This is a genomic window from Achromobacter sp. Marseille-Q0513, from assembly GCF_018195695.1.
In the GTDB taxonomy this organism is placed as follows: domain Bacteria; phylum Pseudomonadota; class Gammaproteobacteria; order Burkholderiales; family Burkholderiaceae_B; genus Achromobacter.
Genome location: NZ_JAGTJY010000011.1, coordinates 1 through 19,816, shown reverse-complemented (window position 1 = coordinate 19,816; position 19,816 = coordinate 1). Strand labels below are relative to the sequence as shown.

General features: G+C 68.7%; 22 protein-coding genes and 1 pseudogene. 12 read left to right on the top strand and 11 right to left on the bottom strand.

All coding sequences use genetic code 11. The features are described 5' to 3' along the window. Positions 1-38 precede the first annotated feature (38 nt). The 4 genes from KDH83_RS04430 to phnG all read right to left on the bottom strand — a co-directional run bounded on the left by KDH83_RS04430 (position 39) and on the right by phnG (position 3,340). On the bottom strand, positions 39-932 hold the full coding sequence (locus tag KDH83_RS04430) for an alpha-D-ribose 1-methylphosphonate 5-phosphate C-P-lyase PhnJ (protein WP_212313042.1): 894 nt from the start codon (positions 930-932) through the stop codon (positions 39-41). Next, positions 929-2,044: a carbon-phosphorus lyase complex subunit PhnI gene (locus KDH83_RS04425; RefSeq protein WP_212313041.1), complete on the bottom strand. Its 1,116-nt coding sequence runs from the start codon at positions 2,042-2,044 to the stop codon at positions 929-931. The genes KDH83_RS04430 and KDH83_RS04425 overlap by 4 nt, the downstream gene beginning before the upstream one ends. A 1-nt stretch (position 2,045) precedes the next feature. Further along, complete coding sequence (gene phnH, locus KDH83_RS04420; protein ID WP_249204843.1) at positions 2,046-2,669, bottom strand: phosphonate C-P lyase system protein PhnH; 624 nt, start codon at positions 2,667-2,669, stop codon at positions 2,046-2,048. 203 nt (positions 2,670-2,872) lie between these two features. Then, positions 2,873-3,340, bottom strand: a complete 468-nt coding sequence (gene phnG, locus KDH83_RS04415; RefSeq protein WP_212313040.1) for a phosphonate C-P lyase system protein PhnG — start codon at positions 3,338-3,340, stop codon at positions 2,873-2,875. Between the two features lie 167 nt (positions 3,341-3,507). On the opposite strand from phnG, the gene phnF reads away from it, so the two are divergent. The 4 genes from phnF to phnN all read left to right on the top strand — a co-directional run bounded on the left by phnF (position 3,508) and on the right by phnN (position 6,906). Beyond that, a complete protein-coding gene (phnF, locus tag KDH83_RS04410) occupies positions 3,508-4,230 on the top strand; it encodes a phosphonate metabolism transcriptional regulator PhnF (protein WP_103275813.1) in 723 nt (240 codons plus the stop codon). Positions 4,231-4,352: 122 nt separating this feature from the next. Continuing rightward, positions 4,353-5,558, top strand: coding sequence for an alpha-D-ribose 1-methylphosphonate 5-triphosphate diphosphatase (locus KDH83_RS04405; RefSeq protein ID WP_212313039.1), 1,206 nt, complete (start codon positions 4,353-4,355; stop codon positions 5,556-5,558). A gap of 5 nt (positions 5,559-5,563) precedes the next feature. Then, positions 5,564-6,307: a DUF1045 domain-containing protein gene (locus KDH83_RS04400; RefSeq protein ID WP_212313038.1), complete on the top strand. Its 744-nt coding sequence runs from the start codon at positions 5,564-5,566 to the stop codon at positions 6,305-6,307. Next, positions 6,304-6,906: a phosphonate metabolism protein/1,5-bisphosphokinase (PRPP-forming) PhnN gene (phnN, locus tag KDH83_RS04395; protein ID WP_212313037.1), complete on the top strand. Its 603-nt coding sequence runs from the start codon at positions 6,304-6,306 to the stop codon at positions 6,904-6,906. The genes KDH83_RS04400 and phnN overlap by 4 nt, the downstream gene beginning before the upstream one ends. Here phnN and KDH83_RS04390 read toward each other — a convergent pair. Beyond that, positions 6,903-7,865, bottom strand: a complete 963-nt coding sequence (locus tag KDH83_RS04390; protein WP_212313035.1) for a LysR family transcriptional regulator — start codon at positions 7,863-7,865, stop codon at positions 6,903-6,905. The two genes, phnN and KDH83_RS04390, sit on opposite strands and share 4 nt — an antisense overlap. Before the next feature lie 107 nt (positions 7,866-7,972). On the opposite strand from KDH83_RS04390, the gene KDH83_RS04385 reads away from it, so the two are divergent. The 3 genes from KDH83_RS04385 (at position 7,973) to KDH83_RS04375 (ending at position 11,363) form a co-directional block, all read left to right on the top strand. After that, positions 7,973-9,808 (top strand): gamma-glutamyltransferase, encoded by a 1,836-nt coding sequence (locus tag KDH83_RS04385; protein ID WP_212313033.1) that lies wholly within the window; start codon positions 7,973-7,975, stop codon positions 9,806-9,808. Between the two features lie 68 nt (positions 9,809-9,876). After that, complete coding sequence (locus KDH83_RS04380) at positions 9,877-10,854, top strand: tripartite tricarboxylate transporter substrate binding protein (protein WP_212313031.1); 978 nt, start codon at positions 9,877-9,879, stop codon at positions 10,852-10,854. After that, complete coding sequence (locus tag KDH83_RS04375) at positions 10,851-11,363, top strand: GAF domain-containing protein (protein ID WP_212313029.1); 513 nt, start codon at positions 10,851-10,853, stop codon at positions 11,361-11,363. The genes KDH83_RS04380 and KDH83_RS04375 overlap by 4 nt, the downstream gene beginning before the upstream one ends. Before the next feature lie 30 nt (positions 11,364-11,393). Here the strand turns inward: KDH83_RS04375 and phnE are convergent, their stop codons facing one another. The 3 genes from phnE to phnC all read right to left on the bottom strand — a co-directional run bounded on the left by phnE (position 11,394) and on the right by phnC (position 14,158). After that, on the bottom strand, positions 11,394-12,188 hold the full coding sequence (gene phnE / locus KDH83_RS04370) for a phosphonate ABC transporter, permease protein PhnE (protein WP_212313027.1): 795 nt from the start codon (positions 12,186-12,188) through the stop codon (positions 11,394-11,396). Between the two features lie 113 nt (positions 12,189-12,301). Continuing rightward, positions 12,302-13,288, bottom strand: coding sequence for a phosphonate ABC transporter substrate-binding protein (gene phnD / locus KDH83_RS04365; RefSeq protein WP_212313025.1), 987 nt, complete (start codon positions 13,286-13,288; stop codon positions 12,302-12,304). A gap of 30 nt (positions 13,289-13,318) precedes the next feature. After that, a complete protein-coding gene (gene phnC / locus KDH83_RS04360; RefSeq protein ID WP_212313102.1) occupies positions 13,319-14,158 on the bottom strand; it encodes a phosphonate ABC transporter ATP-binding protein in 840 nt (279 codons plus the stop codon). A 203-nt stretch (positions 14,159-14,361) separates the two neighbouring features. Here phnC and KDH83_RS04355 point away from each other — a divergent pair, with 203 nt between their 5' ends. The 3 genes from KDH83_RS04355 (at position 14,362) to KDH83_RS04345 (ending at position 15,791) form a co-directional block, all read left to right on the top strand. Continuing rightward, positions 14,362-14,781 carry a GFA family protein gene (locus KDH83_RS04355; RefSeq protein ID WP_212313023.1) on the top strand — a complete coding sequence of 140 codons (420 nt, stop codon included), beginning with the start codon at positions 14,362-14,364 and terminating at the stop codon, positions 14,779-14,781. Positions 14,782-14,893: 112 nt separating this feature from the next. Continuing rightward, complete coding sequence (locus KDH83_RS04350) at positions 14,894-15,259, top strand: metalloregulator ArsR/SmtB family transcription factor (RefSeq protein WP_212313021.1); 366 nt, start codon at positions 14,894-14,896, stop codon at positions 15,257-15,259. After that, a complete protein-coding gene (locus KDH83_RS04345; protein ID WP_212313019.1) occupies positions 15,252-15,791 on the top strand; it encodes an SRPBCC family protein in 540 nt (179 codons plus the stop codon). The genes KDH83_RS04350 and KDH83_RS04345 overlap by 8 nt, the downstream gene beginning before the upstream one ends. Positions 15,792-15,828: 37 nt before the next feature. On the opposite strand, the gene KDH83_RS04340 is transcribed toward KDH83_RS04345, so the two are convergent. Together KDH83_RS04340 and KDH83_RS04335 are read right to left on the bottom strand one after the other, a co-directional pair. Beyond that, the gene (locus KDH83_RS04340) at positions 15,829-17,322 is read right to left on the bottom strand and encodes a hypothetical protein (RefSeq protein WP_212313017.1); all 1,494 of its coding nucleotides are present in this window, start codon (positions 17,320-17,322) and stop codon (positions 15,829-15,831) included. Positions 17,323-17,370: 48 nt separating this feature from the next. Continuing rightward, positions 17,371-18,291 carry a hypothetical protein gene (locus KDH83_RS04335; RefSeq protein ID WP_212313015.1) on the bottom strand — a complete coding sequence of 307 codons (921 nt, stop codon included), beginning with the start codon at positions 18,289-18,291 and terminating at the stop codon, positions 17,371-17,373. Between the two features lie 662 nt (positions 18,292-18,953). Here KDH83_RS04335 and infA point away from each other — a divergent pair. Both infA and KDH83_RS04325 read left to right on the top strand, forming a co-directional pair. Further along, positions 18,954-19,220 (top strand): translation initiation factor IF-1, encoded by a 267-nt coding sequence (gene infA, locus KDH83_RS04330; protein ID WP_103275827.1) that lies wholly within the window; start codon positions 18,954-18,956, stop codon positions 19,218-19,220. 130 nt (positions 19,221-19,350) lie between these two features. Continuing rightward, positions 19,351-19,671, top strand: a complete 321-nt coding sequence (locus tag KDH83_RS04325; RefSeq protein WP_212313013.1) for a hypothetical protein — start codon at positions 19,351-19,353, stop codon at positions 19,669-19,671. Between the two features lie 33 nt (positions 19,672-19,704). Here KDH83_RS04325 and KDH83_RS04320 read toward each other — a convergent pair. Continuing rightward, a pseudogene (locus KDH83_RS04320) lies at positions 19,705-19,816 on the bottom strand (M23 family metallopeptidase); the annotation flags it as partial.

Below are 19,816 nucleotides of genomic sequence, written 5' to 3'. Positions count from 1 at the left end.
GCGCGGACGAACGTCCGCGCCGATATCGGCCTGAAGGTTCATGCCGCTTCCTCCTGCTGGCGCTGGCGCGCCTGCCTGTCGTTGCAATATTCGGTGTCCGAGCAGACGTAGCGGCGCGTGCCGGCGTCGTCCAGGATGATCTCGTCCAGGAAACTCTGGTGCGAGCCGCAAAGCTCGCAATGCTGGTCCCACTGCTGCACGGCGAAGGGATGGTCCTCGAAGTCCAGGCTCTTGACCGATGTATAGGGCGGCACCGCGTAGACGCGCTTTTCGCGGCCGGCGCCGAACAGCATCAGCGCCGGGCTCTGGTCCAGCTTGGGATTGTCGAACTTCGGAATGGGCGACGGCCGCATCATGTAGCGCCCGTTCACCATGACCGGGTAGTCATAGGTGGCGGCGATATGGCCATGCTGCGCGATGTCCTCGTACAGCTTGACGTGCATGCCGCCATATTCGGCCAGCGCGTGCATGGTGCGCGTCTCGGTCTCGCTGGGTTCGAGCCAGCGCAGCGGCTCGGGGATCGGCACCTGGAACACCATGATCTGGCCGGCGCGCAGCGGCGTCTCGGGAATCCGGTGGCGGGTCTGCACGATGGTGGCTGCCGGAGTCGATTCGGTGGTCGCCACGCCGGTCACCCGACCGAAGAAGCGGCGGATGTTGATGGCGTTGGTGGTGTCGTCCGAGCCCTGGTCGATGACCTTGAGCACATCGTCCGGGCCGATGATGGCGGCGGTGACCTGGATGCCGCCGGTGCCCCAGCCATAGGGCAACGGCATCTCGCGGCTGCCGAACGGCACCTGGTAGCCCGGCACCGCCACCGCCTTGAGCAGGGCGCGGCGCAGCATGCGCTTGGTGGATTCGTCCAGGTAGGCGAAGTTGTAGTGCGGGTCGCGTTCGACCGTCGCGGTGTGTTGCGTGGCTTGCGGGTTCATGGCGTGACGGCCTCGTCCATCATGTCGTTCGGCGCGGCGGCGGCCGCATGGCGTTCGCCGCGCATGCGGCGCAGCAGTTCCAGGTTGGCCTGGAAGTCCACGTAGTGCGGCAGCTTCAGATGCTGCACGAAGCCCGAAGCCTCGACGTTGTCGCTGTGATAGAGCACGAACTCGTGGTCGTTGGCGGGCGAATCACCGGCTTCCCCCAGGTCGCGGGCCTTCAGGGCCCGGTCCACCAGCGCCATCGACATGGCCTTGCGCTCGCCATAGCCGAACGTCAGGCCGTAGCCGCGCGTGAACTTCGGCCCTTCCTGCGCATTGCCCGAGAACTGGCTCACCATCTGGCATTCGGTGACCTCGATCTCGCCCACGGTCACGGCGAAGCCCAGTTCCTCGATGTGCATTTCCACTTCCAGCGCGCCGTAGCGGATCTCGGCGGCGAAGGGATGGGTATTGCCGTAGCCCCGCTGCGTGGAATAGCCCATCGACAGCAGGAAGCCTTCATCGGCGCGCGCCAGGTTCTGCAGGCGGGCGGCGCGGTCGGCGGGAAAATCCAGCGGCTGGCGCGTCAGGTCGAAGGGCTCGGGATCGCCGTCGGGCGGCAGCTCGGGATCGATCAGGTCCTCGTGCGCCAGCAGGTCGGTGACGCGCGGCATGGACGATTCCAGCGTTTCCTCGCCCGGCGGCAGGGCATCGGCCTCGCGCCCGGCTTCCAGCGAAAAATCCAGCAGGCGCTGGGTGTAGTCATAGGTCGGCCCCAGGATCTGGCCGCCCGGCACGTCCTTGAACGTGGACGAAATGCGGCGCTGCAGGCGCATGCGGCCCGTGTCCAGCGGCTGCGTGTAGCCGAAGCGCGACAGCGTGGTGCGATAGGCGCGCAGCAGGAACACCGCCTCGATCGCGTCGCCGGCGGCCTGCTTGAGCGCCAGCGCGGCCAGCTGCGGATCGTAGAGCGAGCCCTCGGACATCACCCGCGACACCGCCAGCGGCATCTGCTCACGGATTTGCGCCAGGCTCAGCTCCGGCACCTCGCGATCGCCGCGCCGGTAGTCGTCCAGCATGCGGTAGGAATTCAGGATGGCGCGTTCGCCCCCCTTGACGGCAACATACATGTCAATTCTCCACTCGGGTGCTTCTGGGCAGGCCGCAGATGCGCCGCCCCTGCGTCAGGAACAGGTCCACGCCCAACGGGAAGCGCTGATGGTTCAGGCGCCATTCGCGCCAGAAGCCCTCTTCCAGTCCATCGACATGCAAGGCGGCGCGTTCCTGGATGCCAGGGCCGGACAACGTCAGCGCGCGCCCCCGCTCCAGGTTCGCCACCTCGATCAGCAGCGTGGCCGACTGATCCGGATACGCCGGATCCCCCGGATTGAACAAGGACAAGGCAGGCACCCGATGCCCGCGCGGCAACGCCGCGAACCGCGCCTCGCCAGGCTCATCCACCATCGGACAACCACAGTGAAAGCGCAGGAACGCACGCACCTCGTCGTCGACGCCGGCAGGCAGCCACAGCGGCGTATCCACATCCACCAGCGTCAGCAACAGCGCGACCATCGCCGGCGACATCCCCGCCGGCACCCCGCAATCCGCCTCGATCTCCAGCACCCGTCCCGGATGCGCCAGCGCCTCCAGCGCCACCCGGAACGCCGCCTGCGCCCCGACCGCCGGATCCGCAAACCCCGCCTGCGGCGCCCGCCCGGCCAACGCCGGACTCAATGTGTGTGCATGCATGTCCATTTCCATTCCAGACTCCGATCCAACCACCCGCCCTGCGATCCAAACCCGCAAATCCGCAAGGCCGCATTCATCCCTGACCCACTACATAAGCGCCGCAAGCCCGCGACGACCTCCGCAGACCGGGGCCGCGCGGATCCGGCTCCGCCGGTCCGCAGCCGGCGCCCCCCTGGGGGGGAAGCGCCGCAGGCGCTTCGGGGGGGGACCTACTCCCCGCGCACCATGGTGAAGAACTCCACCCGGGTGCGCGCCGCCACCTGCGCCTGCCGCGCCACGCGTTCCTCGCGGCTGCGCGCCAGCGGCGCGATCAGCTGCCGTTGCACGGCCTCATGCCATTCAGGCAGCTGCAGCAGCGCGTCGACCACGGCGGCCTGCTCGGCGTGACGCAACGAGCGGCCTTGCACATAGGCGATGCCGACCACGCCGTTCTCAAGGCTCACCGCGCAACGCGTCAGCGTCATCTCGCCCAGGTTGAAACGCGTGCCGGTGCCGCCGCTGCGCGCGCGCACCATGGCCATGCCGGATTGCGCGGGCCGCAGCATGCGGTGCGCGGGCAGGCTGCCCAGGGCGCCGAAGGCGCCATCCAGCTCAGACGATTCGGCCAGTGCCAGCACGCGCATCCAGGCCGCGCGTTGCGCATTGGCCTCGGCCTGATCGGATTGTGGATGATTCATTTTTTCCTCTACACGTCTAGACGACTGGACAGAGTATGATCCGTGCTGAAGAGAAGTTCAACAGCCGGGCGTGAATTTTTGATGACAATCGCGGCCTACACGGGCGCGCCGGCTTGGTGCACAATCACTGCCATTCTTGATGACAAAGCGACAATACGAGCGCCCATATGGTTGAAAGAGGTTCCGGCATCGCCGTCTGGCGACAAATCGGCGAATCGCTGGCGGACGACATCCGCAACAAGCTCTATCTCGCGGGCGAACAGCTGCCCTCGGAGCCCGAGCTCGCCGCCAAGTTCGCCGTCAACCGGCACACCATCCGCCGCGCGATGGGCGAGCTGGAACAGAGCGGGCTGGTCCGCATCGAGCAGGGCCGCGGCACCTTCGTGCAGGAACACGCCATCGACTACGCCATCGGCAAGCGCACGCGCTTTTCCGAGAACCTGCGCAGCCAGGGCGTGCTGGGCCACCTGGAAACGCTGGGCAGCCAGACGCTGCGCGCCGCCGACATCGCCAAGCACCTGGGCCTGCCGCGCAACGCGCCGCTGCTGCGCGTGCATCTGGCGGGCAAGGCCGAGAACCGGCCCATCAGCGCGTCCGAACACTACTTCGATGAAAAGCGCTTTCCCGATTTCGCCGAACGCCTGACCGCGCTGAAGTCGGTGTCCAAGGTCTATGCGCACTACGGCATCGACGACTACACGCGCAAATGGTCGCGCATCACGGCGGCGCTGCCCTCGCCCGAGGTCGCGCGCCTGCTGGGCCAGCCCAAGACGCGCCCCATCCTGCAGGTCGAGGCGCTGAACGTCGACCAACAGGGCGCGCCCCTGCAATACAGCATCACCCGGTTCGTGGGGGACCTGGTGCAGCTGATGGTCAGCGACGACAACTGAGTACGGCGTGGCGGCAAGCCGGCCCTGGAAGCCGGCCGCCGCGGCGGGGATCGAACGAACCGGGCAGGCCCTTTAATTCATCTAGACATCTGGTTGTAACGCACAGCCGCTAACTTGCTTCCATGAACCCGCACGCACACGCCCCCTCGCCCCTGGCCGGCATCGCAGGCCAACGCATCCTGACCCCCGGCGGCATCGCGCCCGCCAGCCTGCGCTTTCGCGCGGGACGGATCGACGACAGTCCGCATGCAAGCTCCGACGCGCCCTGGTTCGATGCCGGCGGGCTGCTGGTGCTGCCCGGCATCGTCGACCTGCACGGCGACGCCTTCGAACGCGCCGTCATGCCGCGTCCCGGCGTGACCTTTCCCTACGACAGCGCCCTGTTCGACGTCGACCGCCAGTTGCTGGCCAATGGCATCACCACCGAATTCCACGGCGTCACCCTGTCCTGGGAAGGCGGCCTGCGCGGCGAAGCCTATGCCGAGCGCATGTTCGATTCGCTGGAACGCATGCGCGAGGCGCTGGGCGCGCGGCACTGCGTGCATCTGCGCTTCGAGACCCACCACGTCGGCGGCGTCGAGACCGCCCAGGAATGGATCCGCCAGGGCCGCGTGCGTTTCCTGGCCTTGAACGATCACCTGCCCAGCATGGCGCGCCGCCTGGGCGACGACCGCAAGCTGCTGCAATACGCCAACCGCGCCGAATGCGACCTGGACACCTTCCAGGCGCGCATCCGCCAGGCCATGGCGGCGGCCGACGCCGTGGCCGACGCCATGCGCGAACTCACCGCCTGCGCGCAAGCCGCCGGCCTGAAGGTGGCCTCGCATGACGACCCCGATGCCGCCACGCGCCGCTACTACCACCAGCTGGGCTGCGGCGTCGCGGAGTTCCCGCTGACCCGCGAAGCGGCCGGCGTGGCCCGCGACCTGGGCGACGCCATCGTCTTCGGCGGCCCCAACGTCGTGCGCGGCGGCAGCCACACCAATGCGCCCAACGCCACCGAAATGATCCGCGCCGGACTGTGCGACATCCTGACGTCCGACTACTACTATCCCGCGCCGCTGGCCGCCGCGATGCGCCTGGCCCACGACGGCGTGCTGCCCTTGCCGCAGGCCTGGGACCTGATCTCGCGCAATCCCGCCCGCGCGGCGGGACTGGACGACCGCGGTGCGCTGGCGCCCGGCCTGCTGGCCGACGCCATCGTGGTGGATGACCGCGTGCCCGGCCTGCCGCGCGTGTGCGCAACCATCGTGGGCGGCGAACTGCGCTACGCCACCGGCGCCTTCCTGGGCCAGGACGACGCGTCCGCCGCGCGCCAGGCGGCCTGACCCCCATGCCACTCGCCCACCGTTACGCGCTCTACCTGGCGCCGTCCGGTCCCTGGCAGGAACAAGGCAGCCGCTGGCTCGGCCGCTGCGCCGAAACCGGCGCCGCCCTTGAGCGCCAGCCCGGCATGCCCGCCGCCGCGCAGGAATGGACGCGCGCGCCGCGCCACTATGGCCTGCACGCCACGCTCAAGCCGCCCTTCCGCCTGATCGCCGGCGCCGCGCCGGCGGACGTGGACCGGGCCGCCGCCGCGCTGGCGGCTCAGCACAGCGCCTTCGCCATCGAACTGGAATGCGCGCCCCTGCGCGGCTTCCTGGCCTGGCGACTGACCGAGGGCGACCCGGCGGGCCGCGCGCGCATCCACGCGCTGGCCGACGCCGCCGTGCGCGAGCTGGATCCGCTGCGCGCCCCGCCCACACCCGAGGAACTGGCCAAGCGCCTGCGCCATCCGCTGGCGCCGGCCCAGCACGCGCTGCTGGAGCGCTGGGGCTACCCCTATGTGTTCGACCAGTTCACCTTCCACATCACCCTGAGCGAAAAGCTGGCGGACGCCGAGCTGCGCCAGGCGCAGGCCTGCATCGCGCGTTACGCCGATCCGCTCGCCGGCCGGCCCATGCCCGTCGACGGCGTCAGCGTCTACGTGCAGCCCGGCCCCGGCGAGGATTTCCTGGCCGCGCGCCATTACCGTTTCGACGGCGGCCGCGACGACGCGGCCGGCGCGGCCTATATGCAGGGAGCGGCGGCGGCATGAACGGCGCGCGCCTGATCTACCTGATGGGCGCGTCCGGCAGCGGCAAGGACACCTTGCTGCGTCTGCTGCGCGCACAGTTGCGCGCGGACGAACCCGTCATCGTCGCGCATCGCTACATCACGCGCGACAGCGGCGCCAGCGAAGACGCGCTGCGTCTCTCGGAAGATGAATTCTCGCGGCGCGAGGCGCTTGGCGGTTTCGCGCTGCGTTGGTCCAGCCACGGCCTGCGCTACGGCATCGGCGTGGAAATGGATGCCTGGCTGGCCGGCGGCGCCGTGGTCATCGTCAACGGTTCGCGCGCGCACCTGCCACAGGCGCATGCGCGCTATCCGGCGCTGACCGCCGTGGAAATCCGTGTCGCCCCCGCGCTGCTGGCGCGCCGGCTGGCCGGACGCGGCCGCGAAAGCGAAGCCGACATCGCGCAGCGGCTGACGCGCGCCGCCCAGGAATTTCCGGTGCCCGAGGGGTGCCGGCTGATACGGCTGGACAACAACGAGGCGCCCGACGTCGCGGCGGCGGCCCTGCTGGACCAGGTCCGCTCGGTCCTGCCCGGCGCGCCGAAGGCGGCCGTCACCGCGACCACGGCGGCCCCACGCTAAGGCCCGGGACCAGGCCCCTGGCGCTTCTGCCCCGCGCAGCATTCCAGCAGGATGGCGGCGAACGCCTCTTCCGCCACCAGCGCCCGGGCCTCGCGGCGCCGGATCAGGTTGATGGGCGGCAGCTCCCAGCCGAAATCCCAGGGCACCCCGCCCAGCTTGCCGTGCTGACAGACCTCCGCCGCGATGTCGTCCGGCAACACGGAAACCAGCGTCTCGTCGGCCGCCAGCATGTCTTCAATCACATCGGTCGAGTAGGCTTCCAGCACCGGCGCGGGCGCGCGCAGGCCCGCGTTGATGAAATGCTCGGCGATCAGCCGGCGGGTCGGCGTGCCGGATGCCGGCAAGACCCAGTCCATGCCAGCCACGGCCGCCCAGTCGGATTCGCGGCGGGCAAGCCGCCGCGCCGATGCCACATGGGCGACCAGGCACGGCCGCTGGCGGTAGAGCACATGGTGCGTCAGGTCGTCCGCCACCAGTGTCGAGGTGGCCCGGCTGATGACGCAGTCGAGCTCATGCCCGCGCAGCATCGGCACCAGCTGATCGGTGGTGGCCCGATGCAGGGTCAGGGTCGCGCCGTGCCGCCGGTACAGCCCGCTGGCGGCCGTGCTCAGCAAGGCCGCCGACACATAGGGCACCGCGCCCACCTGCAGATGGGCCGAGCGCCCCTCGTGCACCGACGCGATCTCGCGCGCCCATAGTTCCAGGTCGTGGCGCATGCGGCCGGCGCGCAGCAGCGCCAGCTCGCCCAGCGGCGTCGGCCGCAGGCCCCGTCCCGTGCGTTCGAACAGCGGCGCGCCGAAGATGTCTTCCAGTTCCGCCAGCGCCTTGGTCACGGCCGGCTGGCTGATGCCCGCCGCCGCAGCCACGCGCGTCAGCGACCCCAGCCGGGCGATGTCGGCCAGCAGGCGCAGATGCCTGGGCTTGAGCCGGTTGCCCAGCCGCGCGCCATCCCAATCCATGCAGGCCTCCTATAGCCATATGGTTATTCATATATGCCAATAAATATACGCGCAGTTATTTCACACTCCTATACTGGCCTGGTCCCCACCTTCAGGCGCAGACCGGCATGTCCTCCGCATTCACCGCCCGCCCCGAAATCCGCGGCACCTTCGGCGTGGTGTCCTCCACGCACTGGCTCGCCTCGCAGGTCGCCATGGGCGTGCTGGAACGCGGCGGCAACGCCTTCGACGCCGCGGCGGCGGGCGGCTTCGCGCTGCAGATCGTCGAACCGCACCTGAACGGCCCCGGCGGCGAGGTGCCGATCCTGTTCTGGAGCGAAGACGAGCAGCGCATGCGCGCGCTATGCGGCCAGGGACCGGCGCCCGCGCTGGCGACGCCGGCCTATTTCCGTGGCCTGGGTCTGGACCTGGTGCCCGGCATTGGCCTCTTGCCGGCGACCGTGCCCGGCGCCTTCAGCGCCTGGCTCACGCTGCTGCGCGACTACGGCACCTGGGAACTGGCCGACGTGCTCGCGCCTGCCATTGCCTATGCCCGCGACGGCTTTCCATTGGTGCCGCGCATCTCCCAGGCCATCCTGGCGGTGCAGGCCCTGTTCCGCGACGAATGGACCAGCTCGGCCGAGGTCTGGCTGCGCAATGGCCGCGCGCCGGCGCCGGATGCCCTGTTCCGCACGCCCGCCATCGCGGCCACCTACACACGCATCGTGGAACAGGCGCAGGCCGCGGGCCGGGACCGCCGCGGCCGCATCGAGGCCGCGCTGCATATCTGGCACGAAGGCTTCGTCGCCGACGAGATCGACGCCTACTACACGCATGCGGCCGTGCGCGACACCACGGGCCAGCGCAACCACGGCCTGCTACGCAAGGCCGACCTCGCGCAGTGGCGGCCCGGCTACGACGAGCCGGCGACCGTGCAGTACGGCCGCTACACCGTCGCCAAATGCGGCCCCTGGTCGCAAGGCCCCGCGCACCTGCAACAGCTGGCCATCCTGCGCCACCTGGGCATGGACGGGCTGGACCCGGAATCGCCGCAGTTCGTGCATCGCATCGCCGAAGCCGCCAAGCTCGCCTTCGCCGACCGCACCGCCTGGTACGGCGATCCCGCCTTCGTGGACGTGCCCTTGCGGGCGCTGCTGAGCGAGTCCTACGCGCGCACGCGCGCGGCGCTGATCAATGACACCGCCTGCCCCGACTGGCGTCCCGGCCAGCCCGAGGGACGGTCGCCGCGCCTGCCCGACCTGGACGCGGCAACGCGCGCGCTGGCGGCGTCCGACACCCGGTTCGGCGTGGGCGAGCCCACCTTCGCCGCCCTGCCGCCCGTGGCCGAATGGGCCGAACGCGAATTGTTCGTGGGCGACACCTGCCAGATCGACGTCATCGACCGGCACGGCAACATGGTCGCCGCCACGCCATCGGGCGGCTGGCTGTCGTCCAGCCCGGTGGTGCCGGCGCTGGGCTTTCCCCTGACCACGCGGCTGCAGATGACCTGGCTGGACGACGGCGTGCCGGGCCAGCTGCAGCCGGGCAAGCGCCCGCTGACCACGCTGTCGCCCGGCCTGGCGCTGCGCGACGGCAAGCCCTACATGGTGTACGGCACGCCCGGCGGCGACCAGCAGGACCAATGGACGGTGCAGTTCTTCCTGCGCCATGCCGCCGGCCTGAACCTGCAGGAAGCGATCGAAGCGCCGTCGTGGCACATCGACCATTTCCCGGGCTCGTTCTGGCCGCGCGCGTTCAAGCGCAACCGCGTCACGGTGGAATCGCGCATGCCCGCGGCCACCATTGAAGCCTTGCGCCAGGCCGGCCACGAGGTGGTGATCGGTCCGGCCTGGTCGGAGGGCCGCATCAGCGCCTGCACCCGCGAAGCGGCGCCGGAAGGCGGGCTGCTGCTGCGCGCGGGCGCGAATCCGCGCGGCATGCAGGGCTACGCGGTGGGTCGCTAGATCCCGGCCATCGGATATCGGATTCCAGCCGGCATCGAGACCGGCACACACAGCAAGGGGTAAACACAATGAAGCAAGCATTCCTGAAACAGCTGGCCGCCGCGGCCCTGGGTCTCGCGCTGACGGCGCCCGGACTGAGCCGGGCCGCCTGGCCCGACGACAAGCCGATCACCCTGATCGTGCCCTGGGCCGCCGGCGGTTCCACCGACATCCTGGCGCGCGTGCTGTCCGAGGGGCTGACCCAATCACTGAAGCAATCGGTGATCGTGGAGAACCGCTCGGGCGCGTCCGGCAACATCGGCAGCACCTATGTCGCGCGCGCCAAACCGGACGGCTACACGCTGCTGGTGGGCTCGATGAGCACGCACACGATGAACCAGGCGCTGTACGCCAACATGCCGTTCGACGGCGTGAAGGACTTCACGCCCATCGCCGAACTGGCGCTGGTGACCAACACCATGGTCACGCATCCCTCGGTGCCCGCGAACAATGTGCGCGAGTTCATCGACTACCTGAAGGCCAATCCCGACAAGGTCGCCTACGCCTCGGCCGGACAGGGCTCGACCAATCACCTGAGCGCGGCGCTGTTCGAGAAGGCCGCGGGCGTGAAGATGGTGCACGTGCCCTATCGGGGCGGCGCGCCCGCCGTGCTGGACACGGTGGCCGGCCGCACCCAGGTCCTGTTCAGCGCCGGCACGCAGACGCTGCCGCACGTGCAGAGCGGCAAGCTCAAGCTGCTGGCCGTCACCGAGGAACAGCGCTCGCCGCTGCTGCCGGGCACGCCGACCGTGGCCGAGACCCTGCCCGGCTACGAACTGTCGGTCTGGTACGGCGCGTTCGGTCCGGCGGGCCTGCCGCCCGACCTCACGGCGCGGCTCAACCAGGAAATCAACCTGATCCTGAAGCGGCCCGACGTCGTCAAGAAAATGGCGGACATGGGCGTGCTGCTGCTGGACACCACGCCCGAGCAGTTCGCCAAGACGCTGACGCGCGACGCCGACAAATACGGCAAGCTGATCAAGGAACTGGGAGTGACCGCCGAATGAGCGCCCTGCCGCCGCTTCCAGCAACGGGGCAAGACGAGTTGCGGCGGATCGAGCAGGCCTACGCCGATGCCGATCCGCTGGCCGCGCTCGCGGCGGTCGATGCCTACGCCGGCGCGGCGCTGGCCCACGCCTTGTTCACGGTCAACCGGCATGATGCGGCCCGCATGCGCGTGGTTCGGCTGTACAGCTCGAATCCGTCCGCCTACCCGCCGGGCGGCGGCAAGGACAAGGCCGGCACGGCGTGGGGCCGGCATGTCCTGCTTGAACACAAGGTGTTCGTGGGCGAAGGCGAGGACTCGATCCAGGCCTTCTTCGACGACCATGCCGCCATCCAGGCGCTGGGACTGCGCTCGGTGATCAACGTGCCGGTGGTGCTGGACGGCGCCTGCCTGGGCACGCTGAACTTCCTGATGCCGCGCCCGGCGGTGTCGGCGGCCGACCTGCACACGGCCCGACTGATGGGCCTGGTCGCCCTGCCCGCGCTGCAGGCGCTCTGCGCCGGGGCATGAACGGGGCCGCGACACGCGGCCCCCTCCGCGCTACACCAGGGCCTTGCGGATCCGCGCCGAGGTCATGTCGATCACCACCACGAAGGCAACGATGATGATCATGACGGCGCAGGTCTCCGCGTAGCGGAAGCTGCGGATGATGTCCCACAGCACGGTGCCGATGCCGCCCGCCCCCACGATGCCCACGACCGAAGCCGAGCGCACGTTGGATTCGAAGCGGTACAACGAGTACGAGATCCACAGCGGCAGCACCTGCGGGATCACGCCGTAGACGATTTCCTCCAGCGCGTTCGCGCCGGTCGCCCGCACACCCTCCACCGGACGCGGATCGATGGCCTCGACCGCCTCGGAAAACAGCTTGGCCAGCACGCCCGTGGTGTGGATCCACAACGCCAGCACGCCGGCGAACGGGCCCAGGCCGACGGCCACGATGAACAACATGGCGAAGACCATTTCGTTGATCGCGCGGCAGGCATCCATCAGTCGGCGCATGGGCTGGTAGACCCAGGCCGGCACCATGTTCGACGAACACAGCAGGCCCAGCGGCACGGCCAGCACAATGGCCAGGAAGGTGCCCCAGACGGCGATCTGCACCGTGACGATCATCTCGTCCAGGTACATGCGCCAGTCGCGGAAATTCGGCGGGAAGAAATCGGCGGCGAACTGCGCCATGTTGCCGGAATCGCGCAACAGGTCCATCGGCCGCATGTCGGCGCCGCGCCAGGACATGGCCAGCAGGGCCAGGATGACGGCCCACGTGATGAGCATGGGCAGCGACGAGCGCGGGGCGACGGAGGTACGGGAAGCCTGGAGGGCCATATTCATTGATCACGCTCCGCGGGGATGAAAGAGAACAAAGCTCACATGCCGGCGCGCCCCGCGGCGCGGCGGCATCGTCGCGGCGGACCGGGATGTCGGATCCGGTCCGCCGCCAGCGTTTACTGCTTGGCGGTGGGTTGACCCAGGTCCGCCAGCTTGCGATCCAGCTCGGCCAGCTGCTTCTGCTTTTCGGCCTGGCCCAGCGTGGTGTCGGCCTCGACCTTGGCCTTGGCGCGCGCCAGCTCGATCTGGCGAATCGGCACCAGTTGCTGATCGTCCGACGCACGGAAGCCCTTGTAGGTCAGCGCCTTCAGGTTGGCCAGTTCGCGCTCGGCGTCCTTGCCCTTGCCGTAGTTGACGAAGAAGTCGCGGATGCGGACCTTCAGATCGGCCGGCAGATCCTTGCGCATGACCAGCGGATCCGCCGGGATCAGCGGCGACTTCCACAGCACGCGCACGCGGTCGTTGGCGTCCTTGCCGGTGCTGATGCGATAGCGTTCCAGCGACTCGGTGTTGTTGACGGCCACGTCCACCTGCTTGTTGATCACCGACAGCAGGTTGGCTTCGTGGTTGCTGGCGCGCACGGTCTTGAAGAAGGTCTTGGGCTCGATCTTGTTGGCGGCCCACAGGTAATAGCCCGGCACGGCGGTGCCGGACGTGGAGTTGGGATCGCCCGCGCCGTAGCTCAGGCTGGCGCCGCGCTTGAGCACGTCGTCCAGCGTCTTCAGGTCGCTGTCCTTGTTGACGATCAGCAGCGACCAGTAGCCCGGGTTGCCGTCCTTGTCGATGACCGAGGCGAACACCTCGCCGTTGGCGCGGTCCACGGCCTCGATGGCCGACTTGTTGCCGTACCAGGCCATCTGCACCTTGTTGAAGCGCATGCCTTCGATGATGCCGGCGTAGTCGGAGGCGAAGAAAGGCTTGACCGGCACGCCGATGGCGCGGCTCAGGTCGTCGATGACGGGCTGCCAGACCTGCTTCTGGTTGGACGAGGACTCGGTGGAGATGATGCCGAAGTTCAGGGTCTTGCCGTCCTGCGCGGCCGCGGGCAGCGCGGCGGCGGCGAGGATGGCGCCGATGAAGGTGATGGCGGTTCTGCGTAGCATGAAAGGCTCCGGGTGAAAAAGTGAATGCGCTCAGGCGGCGGCCAGGCGGGCAAGCGGCGCCAGTCCCGGCATGGCGGGAGCGGCAATGGTGGTCTCGGGCAGCAGCTCGCTGAGTTCCGAGCCGTACAGCTCGCTCAGCATGGCCGGCGTCAGGTTGGCGCTGGGGCCGTCGTACACGACCTTGCCGTGCCGCAGCGCGACCACGCGCGGGCAATAGCGCAGCGCCACGTCGACCTGGTGCAGCGACACCACCACGGCCACCTTGCGGCTGCGGTTGATCTGCGCCAGCGTGTCCATCACGCGGCGCGAGGATTCGGGATCGAGCGAGGCGATCGGCTCGTCGGCCAGGATGACGCGGGCGTTCTGCACCAGCGTGCGCGCGATGGCGGCGCGCTGCTGCTGGCCGCCGGACAGGGTCGAGGCGCGCTGGAATGCATAGTCGTCTATACCAACTTGGGCAAGCGCGTCCAGGCCGGCGCGGACTTCGTCGCGCAGGAACCAGCGCGTCAGGCTGCGCCACAGCGGCACGCGCGGCAGCATGCCCGTCAGTACGTTGGTGATGACCGGCAGGCGGCCGACCAGATTGAACTGCTGGAACACGAAGCCGATGCTGGCGCGCGCGCCGCGCACCTGCCGGCTGAGCTTGCCGCGACGCTGGATCAGCTGGCCATTGACCGTGACGCTGCCCGAGCCCGCGTCGCCCGCGACGAAGCCGGCCAGGTGCCGCAACAGCGTGGACTTGCCGGAACCGGACGCGCCCAGCAGCGCGACCATTTCGCCGTCGGCCACCTGCAGGCTGACGTCGTCCAGCGCCTTGGCGCCGGCATGGAAGGATTTGCTCAGGCCCTGCACGTCGATGGCGTAATTCATCGCGACCCCCTTGATGTGTTCGTCGATGTCGGCATTCTGTTTTTGGGGCATGACAGCGCGATGACCCGAAGATGGAAACAATTGACCGAAAATCGGGGTCAGGCAACCGACTGAAAGACTCTTGTCATTTGCCGCCACGCCGGCGCCACGCGCCGCGGGTATATTCGAAGACGTGCCCTTACACACCTGAGCGAGGCGACATCATGATCAAAGGTTCCTGCCTCTGCGGCCGCGTGGCCTATGAAATCGCCGGCCCGCTCACCGACGTCGTCAATTGCCATTGCGGCATGTGCCGCAAGGCGCACGGCGCCGCCTTCCGCACCCGCGCCACGGTCCAGGCCGCCGACTTCAAATGGACCCGGGGCGAAAACCACATCACCTGGTATTGCTCATCGCCGGGCAACTATCGCGGCTTCTGCGAGGCCTGCGGCACGCCCCTGCTGAGCCGCCTGGACCAGACGCCGGAAGTCTATGGGCTGCCGCTGGGCGCGCTGGACGATGATCCCGGCGTGCGACCGTCGGCGCATTGCCACGTGGCCGATCGCGCGCCCTGGTTCGAGATCACCGACGACCTGCCCCGGCATGAAGGCGCGCTGGAAGCAGCGGCCGAATCCAATCCCTAGCGGCCTCGCCGCAACGCAGGTCTGCTCGGCAACGTGGGGCCTCAGCGCCATTTACAAATTAATTCAACCAATCGGTTGAGCTTTTGATCGGACTCCCGCTATATTCAACCTTATGGTTGAATCTATCCTCGCCCCCGATCTGGATGCCGTGTTCCGCGCCCTGGCCGACCCCACGCGCCGGGACATGCTGCGCAGCCTGTCGCAGGGCGACCTGACCATCGGCGAGCTGGCCGCGCCCCTGCGCATGAGCTTCGCCGGCGCCTCCAAGCATGTGCAGGCCCTGGAGCGCGCGGGACTGATCCGGCGGTCGATCCGCGGCCGCAACCACGTCTGCAGCCTGAATCCCGAACCCATGGCCGAGGCCATGCAATGGCTGCGCTTTTATGAACGATTCTGGTCGGACAAGCTGGACGCGCTGGAAACCGCGCTGCTGGCGAACCCGCGTCCGACACCGCAAACAGGAGAAAGCCATGAATGACCACGGCACCGTGCTGGACCCCGCCACCATCCGCTTCCAACGCCTGCTGCCGGCCGATATCGAAACGGTCTGGGCCTTCCTAACGGAATCGGACAAGCGCGGCCAGTGGCTGGCCAGCGGTGACATGGAGCTGCGCGTGGGCGGCGGCGTCACGCTGCGGTTCCTGCACAACCAGCTCTCGTCGGTGGACGAACCCACGCCCGAGCCCTTCCGCGCCTACGAAAACGGCGTGACCACGCAAGGCGTGATCACGCTCTGCGAGCCGCCGCGGGCGCTGGCATACACCTGGGGCGGTTCGCCCGGCCAGCCATCGGAAGTCCTGTTCGAACTGAAGGCTCAAGACAAAGGAACGCTGCTGACGCTGACCCACCGCAAGCTGGCCGACCGCGCCGCCATGGTCGACGTGGCCTCCGGCTGGCATGCCCATCTGGGCGTGCTGTCGGCCCGACTGGAAGGACGCCAGCCCGGCCCGTTCTGGTCCGTTCTGGCAACGCTGTCGCAAGACTACGAGGCCAGCGTGCCCGGCGCCTGAGGCTGGCGCGCCCGGATTCCGGCGGGCGCGCCACGGCTCATTTTCTCGACGCGGTCTTGCCCGCCGCGGCGGCGCCGAAACGCGCCTGGTAGAGGCGCCCCAGCTCTGTGTACAGCTTATCGAGATTGTCGGCCTGCACCCGCACGACCTTGCCGCCATAGTCGATTTCCGCGACGTGCTGGCGCGCCGCCATCTCCGAGCCGAACTGCTGGTAGAAGGCCTGGGATGATTGCTGCGCGTCGGCCATGTACTGGACGGCGGTCTGCATCGCCGTCATATTGGCCTGCAGGCCCGCCATACCCGAACCGGCGCCGCCTAGCGCGCCGCTGGCCAGGCCGGCGCCGGCCATGGTCAGCATGCTGGCCCAGCCCATCATCTGCTGCCGGTTGTAGGCCTTGTCCATGGCCAGCCGCGTGGCCCGGAAGCTCTTGCCGAACTCGCCGTCCAGCATGCGCTCCAGCACCGCCTGATCCTGCACCGCGACCCAGGCGCGCTCCGCGTCGGCCAGTTTCGCGATGAACTGCAGCCTGACCATGTCTGCCTGCGGAACCGGCCCGGCCCGCAAGCGTTGCGCCAACTGCGGGTCATATAGGCCGACATAGCTCCCCCACGCGACCTGCGTCGACAAAGCAGCATCGATGTGGCTCAACCCATCCGCCACCGTCTTCGCCAAGTCTTCCAGCGTGGGGTTGTTCAAATCCTGGCCCGCATTGAATCCGGCCTCGCCGGACTTTTCCAGATAGGCGCTCGTGAACGTCTCATAGGTCAGCGGATAGCCCACCGCCAAGCCCGGTTCCAACGGGACGCCGGGCTTGAGCGGCAGCGACGCCGAGAACTTGGGATCGCTGCTCGAAAAGCCATGTATCAGGTCCGGATGCGGCACGTCGCGCGCTTCCAGCGCGGCGCAATCCGCCGCGCCGGACTCCGGCATGATGTTGGATACAGGCTGGAATGCCAGCACGCCGCAGGTGGGCGCGGACGCCAGGCCCGCCGTGGACACGCTGAAGGTCGCCCGCATGTAAGCCATCACCGCGCTGAACGTATTGGGCGCCACCCACAGGTCCACGACCATCTGCGCAGGAAAGCGGTTGCGCACCAGCGGCCTGTAGACATAGCGGCCGTCCTGCACGTCCAGCGCCAGCGGCTCCAGCACAATATCGGCCGCCGGCATGCGGCGCGCGAGCAGGCGCGCGAATTCGGCCGCGTAGTAGGCGGAATCCGGCGCGATCTCCTGGTAGGCCTGCGGTCGGCTGTCGGATTCGGAGATTCCCAGCGGGTTGTTCCAGATCACGCGGTTGTAGTTGTTCACCCAGTACTGGCGCAGCAGGTCCTGCGCGGCGGGCGTCGTCGCCTGCGTCCAGCGCACCGCCACCCGCGCGCTGCCTGGCACAGCGGCCGGCAGGTCCTGCGGCTCCGCCTGCAGCCGGTAGGCGGGATTGCTGGACTGGAAAGACGTGGCGGTACAGCCGCCCAGCCCGACGCACAGCGCCAGGACCGCCAGCCGCCACGAAGGGATATCGCGTTCGAGCATGATGAGCCTCTTGAGGATCGTTGGATGAAAACTGCCGCGCGCGCCGGCCTATTGCCCCGCGCCGACGCGTTGCCGCAGGAAATCCTGGATGTCGGATGCCGATTGCGGCCGCCCTGCCTCGGCGGCGTCGCGGGCGATTCCCTCGGCCCGCCCGCCGCTGCCGCCCGCGATCGTGGAAATCGCCGCGTCCTGGCCCGCCGCCTGTTGCCGGAACTGCTGGCTGATGGTTTCCGCGCCCTGCATGATGGCCGCGCTTTGCTGGATGCGTTCGGCGCGCCGCTGCGCTTCACGCAGGCGGCGCTCCTGCGCCTGCTGTTCCGCCTGCCGCGCCGCCGCCTCGCGACGCGCCTGTTCCTGCTCGGCCTGCTGCTGGCGGGCCTGCTGGCGCCGCTCGGCCTCTTCGGACTGGCGCCGGAAATACTCGCGGCGGGCGGCCTCCCTCTGGGTCCCGACCCCGCCGGAATCGGGGACCCCCATGGCGGGCGGCTGCCCCGCCCGCCCTTCGGCGCGCTGCCGCTGCGCCGCCTGCCGCGCCTGTTCCTCGGCTTGCGCCCGGGCCCGCTCGCGGGCCTGCCTCTGCCTTTCGTCCGCGAGCCGACGCTCTTCGTCGGCGCGCTGCTGCGCATCGATCCTGGCGCGGTGGTCCCGCTCCTGCTGCGAAAGCTGACAATTGGCCGCCGGGCGGATGTCGGTAACATCCTGCGTCATCGGCCCCATGAACTCGTTCCACCGATTGCCAGGCAGGTTGTTGCCATAGGCATTGCCCTGCCGGGTGAAACCGCTGGTCGTGTAGACCTGCCACCCCACCTGGCAATCGACCGGGAAGCTCGTGTCCGGATAGACCTGAATGATGTAGTAGCCGCCCTGGATGCGCCATTTGACCTGCATGACCGCCTGCGCGGGTGCGGCGCCCAGCAACCCCGCCGCCAGCACGGCGAGCGCGTTCCCGATGAGCTTTCTAGATGTCATGTGCCGACCGTAGTCCGATGCCTGGCGCCTGATCCCGGATTGCACGGAAGCAGGCGAACTCCCCTTTGGCAACGACTTTGGCGCAAACGCCCGCGGCCGGCATCCCCAAAACGGGTGATGCGCCACGGCGGCATTCGGCCACGGGCGCCCACGAACGTCCGGGCGCCGTCCCGATGGCGCCAGCCACCACGTCCGCGGGCGCGAGCCGGCTGCGCGACCTTGCGCGTCGTTCAATTACTACTATCGTGGCTGTCGGCCGGATAAAAACTGGCTAAAGCAGGCGCGTTGCGTTAACATAAGCCCGTGATTTTTCCGCAAAAACCTGGTTTCGACGCCGCATCGCACCACGAGCGTCCTGGCCGGTTTTCCTGAGCGAGCGCCTCTTGCCCCAAGGCTTCGGCAACCGTTCCTACGCTTCTTCCAGCCTCGCGCGCAGCGCCCGGCTGCGACCAAGCCGCGCATCGCGCGCACCCCAGCGCCTCGCGGCGCAGGTATCCGTCATTTCAGACATCCACTCGGGATGCCGTGGCCCTTACCCGCGCCTGCCCGGACGTTTTGCGTTCCAACCGCCGGACCCGGCTTACAGCCTCCGGCACGCGTCGCCGCTCACGCGGCATGCCATGCCGCCCGCATGGCGCCGCGCATTGATCAAGGAGTAGACCATGGCAAAAGAAGAACTCATCGAACTGGACGGCATCGTTGACGAAGTGCTGCCCGACAGCCGTTACCGCGTGAAGCTGGACAACGGCATCGAAGTCGGCGCCTACGCGTCGGGCCGTATCCGCAAGCACCGCATCCGCATCCTGGCCGGCGATCGCGTCACGCTGGAAATGTCCCCCTACGACCTGACCAAGGGCCGCATCAATTTCCGCCACAAGGACGAGCGCGGTCCCGCCCCCACCAGCCGCCCGCCCGCGCATCGCCGCTAAGGCGCGCAATGACGGACGGCGCGGCCGCTTAACCCCGGCCGGCGCCGTGCCGTAATGCAGGATGCGGCGGTTCATGGAAAAATGCCGTATTCCCGCCCGCGCCCTGCCGGCGGCACACGCATGAAGCAAGATGGACCTGAACCAAGAGTTGCAAGCCGCCGCCGACCAGCTTGACCGCGCGCGCAGGAAATTCGCCAAGGGCGAAAACGGCTTGCGCCTGCTCAGCCAGTCGCGCGAGGCCTTCATCAACAGCCTGCGCAACACCGGGCTGACCTACGCCGACGCCAAGATCAAGTTCGACAACTGCCTGGACGAACAGGAAGCCGAACTGCTGCAGGTCCACGAACAGATGCTCTACGCCGAACGCGTGCACCAGTACGCGCTGCACCGGATCGCGCTGCAGCACTCCTCAGCCCAGCCAGACCCGGCCGAACCCGCGCTGGCGGGTTGAACGCCAGGCCGCCGCGCGCCTGCGCGGCGACAATCAGGGCTTGAAGGCGCCGATGAAGATCGCGGGATCGACCCGCGCATCGTTCAGGCTGACGTTCCAGTGCAGGTGCGGCCCCGTGGCGCGGCCCGTGGCGCCCACCTTGCCC